This window comes from Paraburkholderia rhynchosiae, assembly GCF_002879865.1.
Lineage (GTDB): Bacteria > Pseudomonadota > Gammaproteobacteria > Burkholderiales > Burkholderiaceae > Paraburkholderia > Paraburkholderia rhynchosiae.
Genome location: NZ_PNXY01000008.1, coordinates 103455 through 124012 on the forward strand (window position 1 = coordinate 103455; position 20558 = coordinate 124012).

Sequence of the window (20558 nt, forward strand, 5' to 3'; positions counted from 1 at the left end):
AAAGAAGCGCTGCAAAACCATCATACCGGCTACACCGCATGGCTGCATGCAGGGTGACACAAGCACGGACCACCGTTGAACACGCAGGGCGGTAAAATCGCTTCAGGCGATGACGCGCCGTTTCGGAGGTGGTGGTTTGACTGAGCTTGAACAGGGTTTCATTTTGACGCGGCATTGGCGGGACACTCCGGCCGGTACCGAAGTCGATTTCTGGCTGGCAACTGACAGCGGGCCCCGTCACATCCGTTTGCGTCATCAAACATCGGTGGCATTCATTCCCGCCGAACAGCGCGAGCGCGCCGAAACCGTTTTGCGCCGCGAGGCGCCGCTCGATTTGCGCCCGCTCGAATTGCGCGACTTCCATCATCGACCGGTGATGGGACTGTACTGCCCGCAATATCGTCAGTTGACCGGCTTCGAAAAACGCCTTAAACAAGGCGGCGTCGACGTGTATGAGGCCGACATCTTCCCGCCCGAGCGCTACATGATGGAGCGTTTCATCACCGCGCCGGTGCGGTTCAGCGGTGATGCGCAAAGCGGCGGCATGCTCGTGAGCGGCGAGCTGAAACCGGCTACTGACTACCGTCCCGCGTTGAAACTCGTGTCGCTCGACATCGAAACAAGTGTTCATGCCGAACTCTATTCAATCGCGCTAGAAGGCTGCGGGCAGCGTCAGGTGTACATGCTCGGGCCACCGAACGGGGACGCCAGCGGGCTCGACTTCGACCTCGAATACTGCGAAACCCGCGCACAGTTGCTCGAAAAGTTGAACACGTGGCTGGAGCGGCACGACCCCGATGCGATCATCGGATGGAATCTCGTGCAGTTCGATTTGCGTGTGCTCCGGCAGCACGCCGAACAATACGGCGTGCCATTGCGGCTAGGCCGCGGCGGAGCGGTGATGGAATGGCGCGAACATGGCCTCAGGCAGAATCATTACTTTGCGGGCGCCGCGGGGCGTCTGATTATCGACGGCATCGAGGCGCTGCGCTCGGCCACGTGGAGCTTCCCTTCATTCAGCCTCGAACATGTCGCGCGCGCCGTGCTGGGCGAAGGCAAAGCCATCGACAATCCCTATCAGCGCATGGATGAAATCCAGCGCCGCTTCGACGAGGACAAGCCCGCACTCGCGCAATACAACCTCAAGGATTGCGAGCTCGTCACGCGCATCTTCGCGAAGACCGAATTGCTGCCGTTTCTGCTTGAACGCGCAACCGTCACCGGTCTGCCCGCCGACCGCAGCGGCGGTTCGGTCGCGGCATTCACGCACCTGTATATGCCGCGAATGCATCGGCAAGGCTACGTCGCGCCGAATCTCGGCGACGTGGCCGGCGCCGCGAGTCCCGGCGGCTTCGTGATGGACTCGCGCCCCGGCCTCTACGACTCGGTGCTGGTGCTCGATTACAAGAGTCTGTATCCATCGATCATTCGCACGTTTCTGATCGACCCGGTCGGGCTCGTGGAAGGCATGCTGAACCCCGGCGACGATCAATCCGTGCCCGGCTTTCTTGGCGCACGTTTCTCACGCACGCGCCATTGTCTGCCGTCGATTGTGAGCCAGGTGTGGCAAGGCCGAGAGACAGCCAAGCGCGAACAGAACAAGCCGCTCTCTCAGGCGCTGAAGATCATCATGAACGCGTTTTACGGCGTGCTGGGTTCGACCGGTTGCCGCTTTTTCGATCCACGTCTTGCCTCGTCGATCACGATGCGCGGCCACGAAATCATGCACAGCACGCGCGAACTGATTCAGGCCGAAGGTTATGAAGTCATTTACGGCGACACGGATTCGACCTTCGTCTGGCTCAAACATGCGCATAGCGAAGAAGAAGCGGGCCGCATCGGACGCGCGCTGGTCGAGCATATCAACGCGTGGTGGCGGCAAAATCTCCAGCAGCGATTCGGGCTCGATAGTGCGCTCGAATTGCAATTCGAGCGGCATTACCGGCGTTTCTTCATGCCGACGATTCGCGGCGCCGAAGAAGGCAGCAAGAAGCGCTATGCGGGGCTCACGGTTTTGCCGGACGGCAGCGAGGACATCGTCTATAAAGGGCTCGAAACGGTCCGCACGGACTGGACGCCGCTCGCGCAGCAGTTTCAGCAGGAACTCTATCGGCGCATCTTTACAAAGCAGCCCTATCAGGATTACGTGCGCGACTATGTGCGCGACACGCTCGCGGGCAAGCTCGACGAACAGCTCGTGTATCGCAAGCGTTTGCGCAGGCCGCTCGGCGAGTACGAGCGCAACGTGCCGCCCCATGTACGCGCGGCACGCGTGGCCGACGAATTCAATCGTCGGCAGGGACGTCCGCTGCAATATCAGAACGGCGGCTGGATCAGCTACGTGATGACGATTGCCGGGCCCGAGCCGCTCGAAACGCTGCGTTCGGCGATCGACTACGAACACTATCTGACGCGCCAATTGCAGCCCGTCGCGGACGCGATCCTGCCTCTGTTGCGCGACGACTTTACGACGCTGGTGTCGGGGCAAGCGCAATTGTTCTGATGCCGCGCCAGCGTCGAGGCATCGACCAGAGGCCTATCAGGCGCTTACCTGGGCACCGGGAAACCGAGCGTATCCGCTTTCGTTCTCAGCTCGGCAAAACGGCCGCCTGGCGGACTGATTGCCGTATCGGGCACGACCTGGCTCCTGTCCAGCTGTGCGATGCCGCTTAGGCCCGCCCCCGCAGTCGATATGTTCGAACATGCCGAGCCGAACGTGCCTTGCGTCACGGCGATGGCCGGCGCGTCGCTGCGCGGCGCGTCAGTGAAATCGAGCGCATAGGCCATGTTGAAAGTCTTCGAATCGCTTGCGCGCACACCAAGCGGATCGAGCCCGAAGCGCCACGCGAGCAACTGGTGAATCGAGCTGGGGTCGAACGGATAGCGCGACACGTTGTTCGCGCGCACACGCGGTCCGAACAGCATGCAGGGCACGCGAAAGCCGAGCCGGCCGTCGTTGCCCAGCGCGGCTTCGGCTGCGGAAACCGGCTTCACCGGCGGCGCGACGTGTTCCATGAAACCGCCCCACTCGTCATAGACGACGATCATCAGCGTCTTGCTCCAGTTCGGGCTGGTACGTAATGCGTCGTAAATCTGACCGAGCAGCACCTGACCGTTTCGCACGTCGGCATGAGGATGGTCGTCATTCGAGATGCCCTGCGCTTCTCCGCCGAAGCTCGGTTCGACCATGCAGAATGACGGCAATGTGCCCGCAGCCGCGTCGGCGAGAAACTCGGCGAACAGTCGGGAGCGGCCCACGTAACGCGTGCCGTATAGCGCTGTGAACGGCACGTCGTGATAATAATAAGCAGAGGAGACGTTCTTCGCGTCGAGCCGGTCCCAGATGGTCGGCAGCGACGACGTGTCGAGCGAATCCGATAAGCGGTCTGTTTCGCCGCTGTGCAGATAGATGCGGTTCGGAAAGGTGTCGGCGAGAATGCCGCTCATGTAGTAGTCGCACACCGTGTACTGCGATACCGCGCCGCGATAGAAGTCGAGGTCCGCGGACTGAAAATAACCGATCGGCAGCAGGTCGCCGCGCGTGAAGCTCGTCGCGGGCGTCAGCAGAAAGCCGTTCATCGCGCCATTCGCGAGGTGAACACGTCCTGCATCGTATGAATGGTTGGGGTCGGCGAACGAGCAGCTCTGGAAGCCATAGGCCGGGTTCGCGGCAAGCGAGAACGGCGGGTGCGTTTCGCCGAACGCATCCTTGAAGGTTCGCCCGGTCTGTGCAGTTTCGGCATTGGGCACCCAGCCGAACAGATGGTCGAACGAACGGTTCTCCATCGTCACGAGCACCACATGGTCAATGCCTGACGCCGCCGGGTCCGGCAATACGGTGCGCGGCAGATTCGCGCGATCCGGCGGAATCGTGCCGACGGGCTGCGATCCTCCCGAGCCCGAGCCACCGCTACTGCCGCCTCCCCCGCCTCCTCCACAAGCCGATAGCGCTATAGAACCGGCAAGCGCGGCGAGAATTTTACGGCGGGCTGCATCGGGAGGATTAGATGGCTTGGTCGTCATGATTTGTCTCCGTTGTCGACGAACTCGCCTGGCGGTTTTGATGCCGTCCGGCGATTTTGTGCAACAAGGGAGCAATTACCGTTCCGCGAAAAAAAAGCCGGACTGACAATGCAGCCCGGCTTTTCAATCGGCGATAGCTTCTACACAGCAATGAACCCGGCTGAGAAGCGGTGAATAATGCCCATGCCGAAAGCGAACTGGCTTCCCGTCCACGACGGCGCGGAGTGGTAGCCGTCGCCGAGCGTCGCGGTTGCGTCGATGACTTGTCCCGCGCCGTTGGTGCCGAGCACACTGAATGCGAGAGACGCGGCGTAAGCGTGCAGGCCGTGAGTTCTCGCATGACACTGCGCAAACAGGCTTATGCGTCGGCTACCGGACTGGTGATGAAGCGCAGCGAACGGTTGCGCGACGGCACATATTCGGAGAGCAGCGTTGTCGAATTCGGCATGGCTGCGCCGAGGCCGAGCCCAGTCAGAAAGCGTAGCGCGACGAGTTGCAGGGGCGTCTCGGCGAATGCGCAAATCAGGCTGAAAAAGCCGAAGCACAATACCGAAGCGATCAACACTTTCTTGCGTCCGATGCGATCGGCAATTGGACCCGCTGCCAATGCGCCGATTGCGAGGCCGACCATTGCAGCGCTCATCACCGGACCGAACGCAGTACGGCTCACACTCCAGTCATGCATGACCACGGGCGCGACGAAGCCCATCACGGCCGTATCGAGGCCGTCCATCATGACGATCAGAAAACAGAGAACGAGGACGAGCCACTGGTAGGGCGACACCTTGCGTGCGTCGATAAACGCCTTGATGTCGACTGAGTCTGCAGATTTCATGCACGTCTCCGAAGAAAATAGTTTCCTGCCCCGGCTTTCTGTGGAAGCCGGGTCTTGTTGTGGTATCGAATGAAAAGCCGCCAGTCAGCGCCGCAAGGTCGAGCGCCCTACACCGCTTCAGGCACCTTGCACGTCTTGAGAAACGCTTCGAGGGTTTCGCCTCGCATGCTTGCGTACATACCCAGATTTGTGATCTTCACCACACGCGCAAATTTCTCGAGCACGAAGAAGCACACGCCGTAGCGAATCAGACCGATCCAGTCGGCGTTGTCGACCAACGTGCGCTCTTGCGGCGTGAGACCCGCCGCGTCATAAGCTGCGTTGCGGTTTTCGAGCCATAGCGTGCGAGCCGGCGCTTCGCGCATCTGCCAGAAGAAGCGGTTCAGGCGCATCGCCTTCATGCTCTGGCGAATATCGAACGGATACGTACCCGTCAGTTCTTCGACGCCGATCAGTTGCGGATTCATTGCGCCACCTCGTCTTCGTAGATCGTCACGGCCATCGCCGTGCTGGTCGCAAGGTAATAGTTGCGATGCAGTTCGCGAACCTTCGAGCCGAGCGCGCCGCGCATCGCGAGCCACATGATGGTTTCGACGCTTTCCGCGCCGCCGAGGCGCACGTAGTCGACATGCTTCATCGCGGCAAGACGCTCCGGTTCGTGAACGATCAGGTCCAGGAACTCCATGTCCCACTCGGTGTTGTTAAAGCCGCTGCGCTCGCCGTGCACCTGGTGCGACAGGCCGCCCGTGCCGACCACGACGACATCCAGATCCGCGTCGAACGATTCGATCGCGCGACGCAGCGCGCGGCCGAGGCGATAGCAGCGATTGGCGGTCGGCAACGGATACTGCAACACGTTGACTTCGATGGGCACGAGCGAGAGCGGCCAGCCGCCCGCATGCGGCAACATTAGCGAAAGCGGTGAATTGCAGCCGTGATCGAGCGGACGGTCCTGGAAAATCGTGAGGTCGAACTCGTCATTGACCAGTTGCTCGGCGATGTGAATGGCCAGATCGGGATGGCCCGCGATGTCCGGAAGCGGACGCTTGCCCGCGCCCTCGTCGGCGAATTCGTGGTTGGCCGACACGCCCAACGCAAACGTTGGATAGCAGTCGAAGAAGAAGCTGTTCGCATGGTCGTTGTAGAACATGACCATCGCGTCGGGCTTGCGTTCGGCGAGCCAGCTCGCCACCGGTTGATAGCCTTTGAAGAGCGGCGCCCACGCGGGATCGTTCTGCTTGCCCTTGTCGTACGCCATGCCGATAGTCGGCACATGCGACGTGCCGATGCCACCAATGATCCTTGCCATTTCGTTTGTCTTCCGTTACTTCGTGCTGCGCGATCATCGCGCGCCAATCGGATAGTCGCTGTTACCTGGAAAAGTAGTCTTCGCAACCATCTTGGGATACGAAGATAGGAATTCTGCGACTTTTCGGAAAGTACGGGTAAACCTTCGTCATACCGTTAATCGCCTTACTTGTATGGTTCCAACACATTTTCTCTGTCTTGCCCGAGGGCTGGAAGCCGCACCGCATCGGGCCGCTTTGGTATCCCAAACAGCCCCGGGCCGCTCGTGCGCGCATATTTTCAGAACGCTTTGCGATAAACAGAACAGATGCCCTTGGAACCAACTCGCAAGCCGCCGGGTCAGCTCGTGGTGCCCGCCGGTTTGCATGGCTATACTGGACGACGTCCAACGAATACATGACGATGAACGAAACCACCCAACAGGCCATTGTTCAGACCTTGCGCGAGAAAATCCTGGCGGGTGAGTTGTCGCCCGGTCAACGGCTTGTCGAAGCCCAGCTCTCGCAGTGGCTCGGCGTATCGCGCACGCCGCTGCGTTATGCGTTAAGCGTGCTGTCTTCAGAAGGGCTGCTCGATCGCTCGGGCGCGCGCGGCTATGTGGTGCGCCGCTTCAGCGTGCGGGACGTGTTGAACGCAATCGACGTGCGCGGCGTGCTCGAAGGTCTCGCTGCACGCTCGGTTGCCGAGAGCGGCGTGGGCACTGCACTGGCCGCCGCGCTTGAGGAGTGCCTGCGTGAAGGCGACGACATCTTCGGCAACGGCCAGTTGAAACCTGGCGACGACGTGCGCTATGCCGCGATGAACGGGCGCTTTCACTCGCTCATCATCGAGGCCGCGCAAAACACGGCCGTGAGTGCCGCGTTGAGCCTGAACGACAAGATCCCGTTCGTCTCGCCCTCCACAATCGCTTTCGACGAAGCCGCGCGCGAGCGTCAGTTCATGATGCTGATGTACGCGCATCGGCAGCATCATGCGATTGCGGACGCATTGACGAAAGGCGAAGGCGCGCGCGTCGAAGCCTTGATGAAGGAGCACACGCATATATCGAAGGAAAGCCTGAATCTGTCGCTGCCGGCTTTGCATCTGATTGCGGGCGCGGCATGACGCACGATGCATCGCTCATTCCAGTCAGAAATGGCGCAAAAACCACGGCGCCTGCCAGCAACAAGGATCTGTTGAACCTCGCGCAACTGCGCGCGTTTCGACTGGTCGCCGATATGGGCAGTGCAACGCGCGCCGCCGCCGCGCTGTTTCGCGCGCAATCGGCGGTCACGCGTTCAGTGCAGGAAATGGAGTCGGCGCTGGGCGAACCGCTATTCGATCGCGGTCCGTCGGGCATGCTGCCCACACCCGTTGGCCGCGCAGTGCTGCTGCGTTGTGAGCGAATCTTTGCGGAGCTCGAAGAACTCGCGCAATGGTGCTCCGCGCGGCAGGCGCGCCGCCGGCCTGCGGCTGAAGGCGCATTGCCCGCCTATCTGCTCAACACGCGAAGGCTGCAAATCTTCGTGGCGCTCGCACGGCACCGTCATATGCCGAGCGCGGCGAAGACCTTCGGCATCAGCCAGCCCGCTGTGAGCACCGCGATTCGAGTGCTCGAAAGCGGCTCGGGTTTGAGCCTTTTCCATCGAAGCCCGCGCGGCATTCTGCTCACCGCGGAAGGCGAAACGTTTCTGCTTCACGTGCGGCGCGCATTGAACGAACTGCGCCACGTGCCCGACGATATCGCGGCATTGCGCGGCAACATCCAGGGTGCGGTGACCGTCGGCGCGCTGCCGCTCGGGCGCACCTTGATCCTGCCGAAAGCCATCGCAAAGATGAGCGCGAAAAATCCCGGCGTACGGGTCGTCACCGATGAAAGCGCGTACGAAGCGCTGGTTGCGGGTTTACGAGCGGGCGACATCGATTTCATTCTCGGCGCGCTGCGCGAGAACGACGCGACAAGCGGGCTGCGGAACGAGCGGTTGATGTCGGAAGATATGGTGCTTCTTGTGCGGCGCAATCATCCGCTCACGCATGCTCGTGAGCCGTCCATCATGGATCTACGCGACGTGCAGTGGATCGTGCCGCGCAGCCACGCGCCGGCGCGCGCGCTGTTCGAAGCGCAATTCAAACGGATGAAAGTGAAACCGCCGATGCCAACGGTCGAGACTGCCGACCTCGCGGTGATTCGGGGCCTGCTGCTCGGCACCGATATGGTGGCCGCGCTGTCGGCGCAGCAGTTGCACTACGAAGTGCAAGCGGGGCAACTCGCGGTGCTCAACGTGCCGCTGCACAACACGCGCCGCGACATCGGCCTGACGATGCGCGCGGCGGGTACGCCGTCACCCGCGGCTCGCGCGCTGATCGACGCCATTCGCCTGTCAGTGGTGGAGGTCACGCGCACGATCAGCGTGGCCGCGAACTAGCGGCAGCCTGCACTCAGGGCTGCGGTTCCCAAACGGAAGCAAGGATGCCGACCATACCGTCGAAAAGCCAGCGCGCCGTGCGCAACAACGCCGCGCTCAACACCTCGGGACGATCGCGCTCGCCGCCAAGCGTGAGTTCGACGGTGAACTCGCCGGTCGGATGTTCGACCGACACGCGTTTGCGCGCACCCTCGGGATCGACGTGGGCGATGCCGTCGCACACCGTGCCCGGCAACACCGCCGCCGTCGCCACGCTCACCGCGCCAAGCACGCCAATCGATGCATGACAGCGATGCGGAATAAAGCTGCGAGTGGAAATGGCACCGCCGTCGCGCGGCTCCGCGACCAGACACATCTTCGGTACCGTGCGCGCGCTGACGTCGCCGAGATTCATCATCGGGCCCACAGCGAGGCGGATCTTTTCGATGCGCGCCTTAAGTTCGTGATCGGCGTCCAGTTCCTCGCGCGTTTCGTAGCCGGTGCGTTGCAGGTCGCGTGCGCGCATCAACACGAGCGGCATGCCGTTGTCGATGCACGTCACTTCCATGCCTTCGACGGTGTCCTTGAGCTGCCCCGTCGGCAGCAGCGCGCCGCAAGTCGAGCCGGCCGTGTCCCTGAACTCGAGCGGGATTGGCGCGGCGCCGCCCGGCACGCCGTCGATGCGCGCGTCGCCTTCATAGGTCACGCGCCCATCCGGCGTGCTGACGGTGGCCACCGCGATCTGCCCGGTGTTCACCATGTGAATCGCAACGCGCGTGCTGCCGTCTTCCCCTTTGACGAGGCCGCGCTCGATCGCATACGGCCCGACGCCCGCGAGAATATTGCCGCAGTTTTGGCCGAAGTCGACACGCGCTTCGTTGACCACGACCTGTGCGAACAGATAATCGACGTCCGCATCTTCGCGCGACGAGCGGGAAATGATCGCGACTTTGCTCGTCAACGGATCGGCCCCGCCGATACCGTCGATCTGCCGCGGATCGGGCGAACCCATCACGGCGAGCAGGACACGGTCGCGTTCAGCGGAATCGGCGGGCAGGTCGGACGCCATGAAAAAGGCGCCTTTCGACGTGCCGCCACGAATCATCATGCAGGGAATGCGGGTCTGTGCGCGACTGGACATCGCGGGACTCCATCGCTAAATGTACGGCTGTCATTGTAGATTTCGATCGCCCGGGCGAAGCACCTAAAGCGGCGTGCAAATCTATCTAATCTGTTTATCGGTAATGTTGACGGCGAGCGCTGGTTACGTCTCAATCGGCCTGGAAATGGCCTGAATCGCATCCGCAGCAATGCGTTCCTGTTGGGCATCTGCGCCTGCGCTTTCTCCAGACGAAAAGAGCACCTCTGCAATCCCTGCGGATTGGCTTGAAAAGCGCCTTCTATTCGACGGATTGAACTCAGAGCGGCCGGCGCACACTGACATCGTTCCAATCGCGCCAGGAGCTTCAAATGTCTTCACGTCATGACAGGAATCGCGAGTTCGAAGCGGGTCTGCGGGACCTTGCTACGCCCGAATGGAACAACCCGGCGCCGGGCACCGACGCTCAAACAATGCACGGCCTGCACGTCGCATCGCAAAATGTGTTGCGCCTCGCGACGCAGACGTACAATGCAGCGGCACGCGGCGACGAGGCAGCGGCGCAGGCAGCGCGCGCGTCGCTTGAAAAACAGTTGGGATTGACCACCCGCCTGATCGACGAGCTTCTATCCGGCGGCGCCGACCAACCCACGATGCACTGACCGGCCAGCACGTCCACCGCGGCCAACAGCACCAACGCAGTTTTCAATCTTGAGAAATGAAATGAGCGCTTTGACGATAATTCTCTGCATTTGGGCGATGGTTGCGTTGTGCGCGGTACTGTTCATTCGCGGCGCCACTGCACGCGTCGAGCGTCCCACCAAGTCGACAGAAAGCCGCCCGGCGCGCTTTTCTATCGCGGAATAAGGGCACGAGTCCGACTTTGCGTTTCTGGATGCGGCGACACGCTCCGCGCTTCGAAATACGCTTCGGGTTCTCGTAAGAAGCCCGTTTAGTGCCACACGGAGCGGCTCAACGCTCCATACGGATCGGACGACGCGCCGTCAGCCATTGCTGACCCGCGCTTGACTCGATCGACTCCACACTTTCGTCCATCACGCGACGAAGCACCGGCTGCATGGACACAGGCCGAGTCCCCCTACTTCCGTCGCGGTTCCCCACAGGTTCGTTCGATACGGCGCACATTAGCAGCGTCGCACGCCTCAGCGCATTCCCAAGCACAACAAGCCATCGCCGATAGGCGCTAAGCTTGACACGTATATACCCCATGAAGTATATAAACACCATGGACTCAACCTTTGCCATCATCGCCGAGCCGAGCCGCCGCGCCATCCTCAGTCTGCTTGCGTCTTCGGAGCGGTCCGTAGGCGATATCGAGGAGCAGCTCAACCTCTCGCAGCCCTCAGTTTCCAAGCATCTGCGAGTGCTTCGAGAGGCCGGCTTCGTGGAGTCGCGCGTCGATGCCCAGCGGCGTCTATACCGGATCAAACCGGAGCCGCTCATGGAGATCGACGCCTGGCTCGCTCCGTTCCGCCGTTACTGGTCGGTTCATCTCGACGCTCTCGAACGCCACCTCGACCAGACAAACCCGGCACCGCGCCGTAAGGAGAAGAAACGATGAGCAATCGTGACGCATATAAGCCCGGCCCCGCAGCCGGCGCCGAAGTTCAGAAAGAGGCCGATAAGTGGACACTCGTTCTCGTGCGCGAGTTGCGCCATTCGCCGGAGAAAGTGTGGCAAGCGCTGACCGACCCCGCCAGTCTGCGCGAATGGGCGCCGTTCGACGCCGACCGCACTCTCTCCAACGTCGGCCCCGTGAAGCTTTCGACGGTTGGCACGCCCAAGCCGCAAGTCTCCGAAACACAAGTGACGCGCGCGGACGCGCCGAATCTGCTCGAATACCGCTGGGGCGATAACGATCTTCGCTGGCAACTGGAGGCGCTCGGCGACGGCACGCGTCTCACGCTGTGGCATAACATCGATCGCAACTTCATTTCGATGGGCGCGGCAGGCTGGCACATCTGCTTCGACGTGCTCGACCGCTTTCTGGCGGATGAACCCATCGGGCGCATCGTGGCCGGCGACGCGATGAAATTCGATTGGCCGCGCCTGAACACCGAATACGCGAAGCAATTCGGCCTCTGAACCCAAAGCTCCAGGAAGCTCAGGAGAACAACATGAACAAGTCGGCTTCGACCGAAACTCAATCGGCATCTGAATTGATCGATAAAAGAATCGCCGATCTCGGGGACTGGCGCGGAGAGACCTTGAGCGCAATCCGCAAGCTCATCAAGGAGGGTGATCCGGATGTCGTGGAAGAATGGAAGTGGATGGGCACGCCCGTGTGGTCGCACGACGGCATCATCTGCACAGGCGAATCGTACAAGTCAGTCGTGAAGCTGACCTTTGCGAAGGGCGCCTCATTAGAGGATCCGGCAAAGCTGTTCAACTCGAGTCTCGACGGCAACGTGAGGCGCGCAATCGACATCCACGAAGGAGAAGCGCTCGACGCGGATGCATTTAAAGCCCTCATTCACGCAGCAATCGCGCTCAATACCTCCAGCAAAAAGTCCAGGTCGAAGCGAGCCAAATAACTCGCAGCATTCGGGAGAAGCGATGGATCAAATCGATGGAATGCGATCGCCATTCGACATGATTTTTCTCGACGCCGATAAGAAAAGCTACCCCGAGTACCTTCGCCTGTCGTTGCAGTTGAGCCGCGTCGGCATGAAAGGATGGGATGGCTTTTGGACGTCGATCGTGACGCGTAGCGGCTAATCGCGCGACGCACGCCTGCCTCAGTTTTTCGGCAGGCGTCGCTGATCGTGCAGCAGGATGCCGCGGTTGCAGTGCGCGTTGGCATGGTCGGGACGAAGCGCGAGCGCCTGCCGATATGTTGCAGGGCTGGCGTCCGCGCGTGGGCCGCCGAAGTGGCCCGAAGGTCAACATGTACCACGCGGATCAAGCGGTCAGATGCCGTTGTAACCGCGGGAAATGAGCGGATTCCACCGCCAATCCACTGGTAAAACCAGGATCGGACAGAAAAACCCGCGTGACGATGCTAGAATCGCCCGCGTTTTCCCCGTTCATTGCCATGACTCCACGTTCCCGCAACCACCTGACAGCCTGGCTTGGCCTCATCGCCATGTGGCTTGTCGTGTTCGCGCCGCTCGTGAGTCAGATGATGGTATCCAACCGCGCGCAGGAGCCTATCGCCGCATTGTGCTCGGCGCTGCAAACGGCCGCGCCGGGCGTGACGGGCTCTACTGGCGCCACGAACCACGCCAGTACCGCCAGTACGATGGCAGTCCACCTCAGCCACGATGACGCATTCGGTGCTTGCGGCTACTGCCATCTGTTGCAGCATCACGTTGCGATGCCGACGGTTGCTGCAACGGAACCGCCAGTGGCGGTCACCATCGCAGGCACTGCTCCGCCCACTCTCTCAACTCGCTTCACACCGCTCGGCGCGTTTCCTTCGGGACGCCCAAGAGCACCGCCTGTCGTTTCCTGATCGTCGTTGTTCCTGATCGCGCATTGGTCGCGTTCGTCGCTTCCGTCGACGGCGCGCGCGATCGTCCGTTCAATGCATCAAGGAAACTGTCATGTTCATCTTCGCATTGCGAAGGCTGCCCGTTCGGGCGGCTGCAGCACAGCTTTTTTCGGCGTATTTGCCCGCATTCGTCCCTGTTGCCGTGACGGCGTTCGCGGCGTCGCCGGCTCTCGCCGACACGCTGAAGGCCGACACTACACTGCCCGCCGTCAGCGTGAGCGCGAATGCCAATGCAAACGCCACTGCCGCGACGCGTGCCGTCGATCCGAATCTGCCCGCGTCGGTCGAAACGGTCACGCGCGATCAATTCTCCAACTGGAATGTCGTCAACACCGAAGACGTGTTGAAGTACATGCCGAACCTCGCCGTGCGCAAGCGGTTTATCGGCGATCTGAATTCGATCATCGCTGTGCGCGGCACGAGCAATACGCAGAGCGCGCGAGGTCTCGTCTATGCGGACGGGCTGCTGCTCAGCAATCTGCTCGGCAACAGCTATTCTTTTCCGCCGCGCTGGTCGATGGTCTTTCCCGACGAGATCCAGCAGGTCGATGTGATTTATGGGCCGTATTCCGCACTATATCCGGGCAATTCGCTCGGCGCGACGGTACTGATCAGCACGCGCATGCCGAAGAAATTCGAAGCCGAAGCCGACGTGAAAGCATTCACGCAGCACTTCAGTCTGTATGGCGTGAACAGCAACTTCAACGGCAGTGCAGCGAGTGCTTCGATTGGCGACAGAATCGGCAAGTTCTCGTATTTGCTGGGCGTGAACCATCTGGAGAACACGAGCCAGCCCCTGCAATTCGCCACGCTCGCGAAGTCGGGCACGCCTGCAAAAGCCGGCGACACACCCGTGACCGGCGCGTACTTCTACAACAACCAGAACAACACGCCGACGGCGGTACTCGGCACAAACGGCGAAGGCATCGAACACACCGTGCAGGACCAGTTCAAGCTGAAGATGCAATATGACTTCACGCCGGCACTGCAAGGCGCTTTCACGCTCGGCTATTGGCACCAAACCTATAACAGCCAGACGTCGAGTTTTCTGCGCGACACGAACGGCAACGCTGTGTATAGCGGCAAGGTGGCCATTGACGGGTACGAGTACACGATTCCCGCAGCCGCATTCGCGCCGAGCCTCGGGCATAGCGAGAACTGGCTGTACGGCGTGTCGCTGAAAACGCGCAATGCAAGCGGCTGGAATGGCGAGGCAATCGCTTCGTATTACGACATCGGCAATAGCGTCGCGCGCCTCGCCAATTCCGGCGCGGCGGGCAATGGCGCGGGCACGATCACCTTCGGCGACGGTACCGGATGGAAGACGCTCGATCTGCGAACAACTTACACACCCGCGTCCACGCAGGCGGGTCTCGCGAATCACGCGCTGAGCTTCGGCTATCACTACGACAATTACTTTCTCGACAACGAGACCTACTCGACGCTCAACTGGCGCGACGGCTCGGCCACTTCATTCGCCAATGCATTCGCCGGTAAGACGCAGACCCAAGCGCTATACGCACAGGATGCGTGGCGCTTTCTGCCGCGTTGGAAACTCGTATACGGCCTGCGTTACGAAGACTGGCGAGCCTACGACGGATCGCAAGCCATGGCCGGCCAAGCCATTGCGCTCAGCGGCGCTAGTCAGCAGCACTTCTCGCCAAAGGCTTCGCTCTCCTTCGACGTCACCGACGATCTGACATTGCGCGCTTCAATTGGCCGCGCGTATCGCTTTCCGACGGTCAGCGAATTGTTTCAAGGGCAAATCAACGGTTCCTCGATCGTCAATAGCAATCCGAACCTGAAACCGGAAGATGACCTCTCGAAGGAACTGACTGCCGAATGGGCGCACTGGAATGGCATCTTCCGCTTCTCGCTGTTTCAGGACGATGTGAAGAACACGATCTTCAGCCAGACAGACACCACAGTGATTCCCAACGTGACGAACTTCCAGAACATTGGCAAGGTGCGCTCGCGGGGCGTCGAAACGAGTTATTCGGGCGAAGACGTTTTCGTGCGCGGACTCGATCTTCTTGCGAGCGTCGCTTATACGCAGTCGAAGATCATTGCCAACGCGCAGAACCCGGCGAGTGTCGGCAAGTACTTTTATCGCATTCCATTGTGGCGCGCGAATATTGCGGCGACCTATCGCTTCGACGAGCGCGCCGCTCTCACACTCGCCGCGCGCTATTCGGGCCGCCAATACAACACGCTCACGAATACCGACACCAATCCGGATGTATTCGGCGGCACCAGTTCATACACGGTCGCGGACGCGAAGTTCACGTTCAGGCCGACGAAGCTGAGTGAACTCGGCATTGGCGTCGACAACATTTTCGATGCTCGCTACTTCGTCTACCACCCGTATCCGGGCCGCACATTCTATGTGGAAGCGAAGCTGCGCATGTAACGCGCGATGCAGCGCGTAGCCGGAAAACCAGATCAATTTGCTTCAGGAGGATCTCATGTCCACCACCATCGTCCAACACAACGCCGGTCCAGGTACAACGACCAACAGTAACGGCTATCGCACTCTCTGGCGATGGCACTTTTACGCCGGCCTCTTCGTCATGCCGTTTCTCATCGTGCTCGCAATCACCGGCACGTTGTACTGTTTTCAACCACAGATCGAACCGCTGCTTTATCGGGAGCTTCTGGTCGTCCAACCACAAGCGACGCCGCGAACAACAGAAGACGTGCTGCTTTCACAAGCGCGCTCAGCAATGCCGCCGAACGCCACGGCGGTAGCCGCCTCAATCATGAACGCGCCCGAAAGTAGCGCCGAATTTATCTTTCGTCTTGCGGATGGAGAAAAACAGAGCGTCTATCTGAATCCGTATAGTGGGGAAGTGCTCGGCACGCTGAGCGTCGACGATCGTTTCATGCAGGTTGACCGGATGTTGCATCGCAAGCTGCTGCTCGGCAAGCCGGGCGAACTGCTGATGGAACTCGCCGCGTGCTGGACACTTGTGATGATCGGCACCGGCGTGGCATTGTGGTGGCCACGCGGAGCGAGCACCGTGCGGGATGCGCTCGTGCCGCGCTTCACGCTGAAGGGACGCTCGCTGTGGAAAAACGTTCACGCCGTGTTGGGCATCTGGCTTGCACTCGGCGCGCTCGCATTCGTGCTGACAGGTCTCCCGTGGTCCGGCTCATGGGGCAAGCAGTTCAAAGCGCTCGCAACGTCCGTGAACCTCGGTGCGCCGGCGGGCACGTGGGGCGGCTTGCCGTTGCGTTCCGCGCTGCCGGCCCATGCACAACACGCAGAGCATGGAGAACACGCCGCGCATACGGACTCGATGCCCGGCATGACGATGGACGACTTGCCGCTGCCGCAAACGCCGTGGGCCGTCGGCAATTCGCCGGTACCGGCTTCCGCGGACCCCCAAGCAGCCAGCCCGCTGCCGCTCGGCCGCATCGTCGCTCAAGCCGCGTCGCTGGGCGTGACGAGCGGCTACAACGTCGCGTTGCCCACGTCAGCGACAGGCGTCTACACCGTGTCGTACTTTCCAGCTGACCCGCAACTGGAACGCACGATTTACATCGACCAGTACAGCGGCGCGGTACTGAAGGACATTCGCTATGCGGACTACGGCGCCGTATCCAAAGCGGTGTCGTATGGCACGTCATTGCATATGGGCCGCTATTTCGGTCTCGCCAATCAGATTCTGTGCGCCGCGATCTCGCTCGGTCTCGCGATCATGGCCGCAACCGGCTTCGTGATGTGGTGGAAGCGCAGGCCGCAGCGCTCGCTCGGAGCGCCGTCGCGAGAAAGGGCCGCACCGCCGATGCGCGGCTGGAAAACCGGCCTGATTCTGCTCGGCATCGTGTTCCCGTTGATGGGCGCGACGCTGCTCGCGGTATGGTTCGCCGATCGCGCGATTTTCGGCCGAGCTTCGCGGCGTGAGCGCGCGGCACCGTACGACTCGGTGGAAGAGTAAGGCGCGTGCGTTTAAGCACGCTACTTAAACGAATTCAAGCCGCCGCGATAACGTGAATGCGCAACGCCGGCGCACCCGAGGCGATCGCAAGCAGATGATCGACGTTCGGGTGAGCGCCCGGCCTGTTGCGCGCGTCGGCGGTATGTTCGCCAAACATCGCGAGGCCGTGCCCGGCCGCTTCGGCATCGAGCGTGCCGAACGTCTGCTGCAAATAGTTATACACCGCGAGCGAGCCCTGCTTGCCCGGCCTGTTCTCGATGCTTGCCACCACTACACCTTGCATGTCGATCAGATCGATACGCTCGATACCGTCGACCGCGGGCATTTGCGCAAGGTTCTCCTTGAATACATTGCTCGGCTGAATCACTGAAACCACTCCTTTTAAGCGGGAAAGTTGCCACGAGGGCCGTATCTTATCCGATGGAGGCCCCCCGGCGACGCACGCGCTCACGGCGTCCAGCGATGAACAATGATGCTCGACCCGTTGTAGTTGTCCTTGGTAATCACGTACTCACCGCTCGCTCGCAGAAGCACTCGGAGTCCGTACATCGAATCGACATCATTGCCGACATCCACCGTACCGGGGCTGTTGTTAATCAGCGTCGCGTCGAGATGACCAGTAGTGAGATTGAACGCGTCGATGTTCGGCACTGTATGCACGTAGCCGACGAACAGATAGTTGCCCGCGGCCGTAATCGACTTCGGATTCGTGCCGGTGAGTTTGATTACCGGTTGGGCACGCGTGGTGTTGCCCGCACTCCAGCCGTGATAGACCTCGATGCGCGACTGAATCGCCGACCAGTCCCAACTGCCGGCAACGCCTTGCGCGAGGATCATCGTGTCGCTCTCCGGCAAATAGATGATGCGCGTCAACGGCCGAATACTGAGTGGAATGGAGAGGGTGATGGCCGGTCCCCACAGCGGCTTGCCGTTACCATCGAAGCCTGTGAGCGGGTAGTGATAGATATGGTTCGTCCTGTCGAGACCGGCCCACACATCGCCCCTGCTATCGATACAGAATCCCCCTGTCACGCGCACGTTCGTATTGAACGCGGACCCTGGAATCGACCCGTCCGGAATCGCAATGTAGCCGCTCGCCGCGTTGAAATGGAAGAAGTTAAACGTGTCAGGATTCTGCCCGGACGCGACGAGAATGCGATTTCCGCCCACCGTGACAAGTTGGCCGAAGTGTTGCCCACGCTGCGTGTCGTTGAAATTCAGGCGCGGGTCTGACGGGTACGTGAACGGGTCGACGGTATTCGCCACGAACGTGCCGCCCGCGCTGCCCGTATAAATGTGCGCGCCACTGTAGAAATAGGCACCATCTGTCGACGGATCAGGCGCCGCCACCGCTTCGAAGTTGAGTGCCTGCAGCTTCCATTGCAGATTGCCGGCAGTGTCGTACGCATGAAGATCGGTCGGACCATTGCGGCCGAGGTCCCAGCCGCCTCCCCACGGATTGTTGAGTACATACAGATTGCCGGCCGCGTCCTTGCCGATGCCGGCCACGCGCGTGAAGCGCTTGTCGCCGACCTGACCTTTTATCCCCGTGGTTGTATCCAGATAGCCGCCCTGAACGCCGAATGTACCGGCCAAGGTAGGCGTGCCGGACACGTGGTACATCTTGATGTTCATGTCGGGGCCTTCGTCACCGACCATCAGCGCTCCCGTCGACGCATCGAAATACAGCGCGGACGGTCGCGAGGCAGCGGGCATTTGAATCGTGTTCAACGGCGCGCCGCCCGCACTGAATTCGGCTATCACGCCCGCGCTTTTTCGCGCGACCCACAGGTTGCCCGCATTATCGAGCGCAAGCGAACCAGGGCCTGGCACGGTCATGTCTTGCTGCCACACGCCGTCCGTCGTATAGACGCGGACACGGTTGCCGTAAAAGTCGCTCACATAGAGCAGCGTGCCGGCGGTCGCGAGTCCGGTGATTACATCGGCGTGAGGTATACCGGTCCACACGCTGACGGGAATACGAAGGTCGAGCGCTTTAGTCGCGCGGTTATAGCGCCCCACCGAGCCGCTGCCGAACGACCGGTTGTACTGCAACGCCGTGAAGATCGACGTCGCATTGCCCGTAATCGCGCTACCCTGAAAATCCGCGTGCGTGCCGATCGAGCCGATGCTCTGGCCGTTCTGATAGATCGCGACGCCGCCCTCGTTTTCGTCCCACAGCGACGAGGTATAAATCACGCCCTCGGGCGCGACCCACATCGAACGTGCGCCGTTGCCGACGTGCGTGGCGAGCGTTCCGTATGTATTGGCGAGCCAGTCTGTCGTGTATTGCGCCTGACACAAGCAGGCAAGCGCCATCAGCGCGAGGCCGAGCAACGCGGCATGGATTCGTTTGGTGACCATGGGCGAATGTTCTCCGATGGTACTTCGCTTACGTCATAGCGGCCTGCTCGTGCGCAGGCGTTCGAATTCGAAATTGCCGCGTTACCCTTCCGCCAGAATCTGCTGGATGACCTGCTCGAAGGTCTCGACAGGTTGCCCGCCGCTCACCAGATAGCGGCGATTGAAGATGATCGCCGGCACCGACTGGATGCCATGCGACTGGAATTCGCGTTCTTCCGCACGGACCTCGTCGGCATAGTCGCCGTTTTGCAGCACGTTGCGCGCAGCGTGAGCGTCCAGCCCCACGGACTGAGCCGCTTCGGCGAGAACGTCGTGATTGCTCGGGTCTTTGCCGTCGGAATGATAGGCCCGCAGCAATGCAAGTTTGAGCGGCAACTGCTTGCCTTCGAGACCGGCCCAGTGCAATAGGCGGTGCGCATCGAAGGTGTTATAGACATGCGCACGCGGGCCGAAATCGAAGCCGACGCTTGCGCCGCGCTCGCGGATCATGGCTTGCGTTTCGGCGATCTGCTCGGGCGTGCGCCCGTACTTCTTGCCCAGATACTCGACAATCGCCTCGCCCTGCGGACCCATTTGCGGGTTCAGCTCGAACGGATGCACGACGATCTGAGCGTCGACCGCGTCTCCCAGGCGCGACAACGCAAGTTGCAGCGAGGACAGGCCAATTGCACACCAGGGGCATGCAATATCGGAGACGAAGTCAATGGTAAGCGGTTGGGTCATGGCTTTTCCGGGGGACTGTGGAGACAGATGTATTGTTACAGACGACGCCGTATCTCGCTTCGCATCCCGGCTTGTATCTGTCCTTGTATGTCGCCTCGCATCCCGGCAACGGCAAGCGCGAAACGCCGCGAGTGCGTCACACATCACGGTTCTTGCTGATCAGCAGACCGATGCCACTGACGATTCCCGGTCTGCCAATGCGCATAAAACGCCAGGCTGCGGAACCACAAACATTCCCGGCTCGCGGATTCACATCGGCTGTGCGAGCAAAAACCGAGCCCGCATGACGACGACGCGACACCTCATCTTTACTGTCTGAAAGAACGGGGAACGCGGTTTGCAACACCGTCTGCATCACAAACTCTTT

The 20558-nt window shown here is 60.9% G+C and carries 20 protein-coding genes and 2 pseudogenes; 11 read left to right on the plus strand and 11 right to left on the minus strand.

Going from position 1 to position 20558, the window contains the following annotated elements; genetic code table 11:
• Positions 1-136: 136 nt before the first annotated feature.
• Positions 137-2503, plus strand: coding sequence for a DNA polymerase II (locus tag C0Z16_RS13600; RefSeq protein WP_102632829.1), 2367 nt, complete (start codon positions 137-139; stop codon positions 2501-2503).
• 44 nt (positions 2504-2547) lie between these two features.
• Here the strand turns inward: C0Z16_RS13600 and C0Z16_RS13605 are convergent, their stop codons facing one another.
• The 5 genes and pseudogenes from C0Z16_RS13605 to C0Z16_RS13620 form a co-directional block, all read right to left on the minus strand.
• Entirely contained in the window at positions 2548-4023 is a 1476-nt protein-coding gene (locus tag C0Z16_RS13605) for an alkaline phosphatase family protein (RefSeq protein ID WP_102632678.1), read from the minus strand.
• Between the two features lie 140 nt (positions 4024-4163).
• Complete coding sequence (locus C0Z16_RS37745) at positions 4164-4313, minus strand: hypothetical protein (protein ID WP_158244487.1); 150 nt, start codon at positions 4311-4313, stop codon at positions 4164-4166.
• 104 nt (positions 4314-4417) lie between these two features.
• Positions 4418-4858, minus strand: a pseudogene (locus C0Z16_RS13610) (MFS transporter); the annotation flags it as partial.
• Between the two features lie 107 nt (positions 4859-4965).
• A complete protein-coding gene (locus C0Z16_RS13615; protein ID WP_102632679.1) occupies positions 4966-5325 on the minus strand; it encodes a protocatechuate 3,4-dioxygenase in 360 nt (119 codons plus the stop codon).
• Positions 5322-6167: a gallate dioxygenase gene (locus C0Z16_RS13620; protein WP_102632680.1), complete on the minus strand. Its 846-nt coding sequence runs from the start codon at positions 6165-6167 to the stop codon at positions 5322-5324. Before C0Z16_RS13620 ends, C0Z16_RS13615 begins: the two co-directional genes overlap by 4 nt.
• A gap of 401 nt (positions 6168-6568) precedes the next feature.
• Here C0Z16_RS13620 and C0Z16_RS13625 point away from each other — a divergent pair, with 401 nt between their 5' ends.
• Both C0Z16_RS13625 and C0Z16_RS13630 read left to right on the plus strand, forming a co-directional pair.
• Positions 6569-7270, plus strand: coding sequence for a GntR family transcriptional regulator (locus C0Z16_RS13625; RefSeq protein ID WP_102632830.1), 702 nt, complete (start codon positions 6569-6571; stop codon positions 7268-7270).
• Complete coding sequence (locus C0Z16_RS13630) at positions 7267-8571, plus strand: LysR family transcriptional regulator (RefSeq protein WP_102632681.1); 1305 nt, start codon at positions 7267-7269, stop codon at positions 8569-8571. Before C0Z16_RS13625 ends, C0Z16_RS13630 begins: the two co-directional genes overlap by 4 nt.
• A gap of 13 nt (positions 8572-8584) precedes the next feature.
• Here the strand turns inward: C0Z16_RS13630 and C0Z16_RS13635 are convergent, their stop codons facing one another.
• Positions 8585-9691: a 4-oxalomesaconate tautomerase gene (locus C0Z16_RS13635; RefSeq protein WP_102632682.1), complete on the minus strand. Its 1107-nt coding sequence runs from the start codon at positions 9689-9691 to the stop codon at positions 8585-8587.
• A gap of 329 nt (positions 9692-10020) precedes the next feature.
• On the opposite strand from C0Z16_RS13635, the gene C0Z16_RS13640 reads away from it, so the two are divergent.
• The 5 genes from C0Z16_RS13640 (at position 10021) to C0Z16_RS37405 (ending at position 12388) form a co-directional block, all read left to right on the plus strand.
• Entirely contained in the window at positions 10021-10311 is a 291-nt protein-coding gene (locus tag C0Z16_RS13640; RefSeq protein ID WP_102632683.1) for a hypothetical protein, read from the plus strand.
• Between the two features lie 584 nt (positions 10312-10895).
• A complete protein-coding gene (locus tag C0Z16_RS13645; protein ID WP_102632831.1) occupies positions 10896-11231 on the plus strand; it encodes an ArsR/SmtB family transcription factor in 336 nt (111 codons plus the stop codon).
• On the plus strand, positions 11228-11755 hold the full coding sequence (locus C0Z16_RS13650) for an SRPBCC family protein (protein WP_102632684.1): 528 nt from the start codon (positions 11228-11230) through the stop codon (positions 11753-11755). The genes C0Z16_RS13645 and C0Z16_RS13650 overlap by 4 nt, the downstream gene beginning before the upstream one ends.
• 32 nt (positions 11756-11787) lie before the next feature.
• Entirely contained in the window at positions 11788-12204 is a 417-nt protein-coding gene (locus C0Z16_RS13655; RefSeq protein WP_102632685.1) for a DUF1801 domain-containing protein, read from the plus strand.
• 22 nt (positions 12205-12226) lie between these two features.
• Positions 12227-12388 carry a hypothetical protein gene (locus tag C0Z16_RS37405; protein ID WP_407070671.1) on the plus strand — a complete coding sequence of 54 codons (162 nt, stop codon included), beginning with the start codon at positions 12227-12229 and terminating at the stop codon, positions 12386-12388.
• A gap of 20 nt (positions 12389-12408) precedes the next feature.
• On the opposite strand, the pseudogene C0Z16_RS39340 reads toward C0Z16_RS37405, so the two are convergent.
• Positions 12409-12498: pseudogene (locus C0Z16_RS39340) on the minus strand (hypothetical protein); the annotation flags it as partial.
• 206 nt (positions 12499-12704) lie between these two features.
• Between C0Z16_RS39340 and C0Z16_RS13665 the strand changes: the two are divergent.
• The 3 genes from C0Z16_RS13665 (at position 12705) to C0Z16_RS13675 (ending at position 17104) form a co-directional block, all read left to right on the plus strand.
• Complete coding sequence (locus C0Z16_RS13665; protein ID WP_102632832.1) at positions 12705-13124, plus strand: DUF2946 domain-containing protein; 420 nt, start codon at positions 12705-12707, stop codon at positions 13122-13124.
• Between the two features lie 91 nt (positions 13125-13215).
• Positions 13216-15573, plus strand: a complete 2358-nt coding sequence (locus C0Z16_RS13670) for a TonB-dependent receptor (protein ID WP_102632686.1) — start codon at positions 13216-13218, stop codon at positions 15571-15573.
• 55 nt (positions 15574-15628) lie between these two features.
• Positions 15629-17104 (plus strand): PepSY-associated TM helix domain-containing protein, encoded by a 1476-nt coding sequence (locus C0Z16_RS13675; RefSeq protein ID WP_102632687.1) that lies wholly within the window; start codon positions 15629-15631, stop codon positions 17102-17104.
• Between the two features lie 34 nt (positions 17105-17138).
• On the opposite strand, the gene C0Z16_RS13680 is transcribed toward C0Z16_RS13675, so the two are convergent.
• From C0Z16_RS13680 to C0Z16_RS13695, 4 genes are all read right to left on the minus strand, one after another.
• Positions 17139-17471, minus strand: coding sequence for a DUF2322 family protein (locus C0Z16_RS13680; protein ID WP_102632688.1), 333 nt, complete (start codon positions 17469-17471; stop codon positions 17139-17141).
• A gap of 80 nt (positions 17472-17551) precedes the next feature.
• The gene (locus C0Z16_RS13685; protein ID WP_102632689.1) at positions 17552-19468 is read right to left on the minus strand and encodes an SMP-30/gluconolactonase/LRE family protein; all 1917 of its coding nucleotides are present in this window, start codon (positions 19466-19468) and stop codon (positions 17552-17554) included.
• Positions 19469-19549: 81 nt separating this feature from the next.
• Positions 19550-20191, minus strand: a complete 642-nt coding sequence (locus C0Z16_RS13690; protein WP_102632690.1) for a DsbA family oxidoreductase — start codon at positions 20189-20191, stop codon at positions 19550-19552.
• A gap of 136 nt (positions 20192-20327) precedes the next feature.
• Complete coding sequence (locus tag C0Z16_RS13695; protein ID WP_102632691.1) at positions 20328-20546, minus strand: hypothetical protein; 219 nt, start codon at positions 20544-20546, stop codon at positions 20328-20330.
• Positions 20547-20558: the final 12 nt, after the last annotated feature.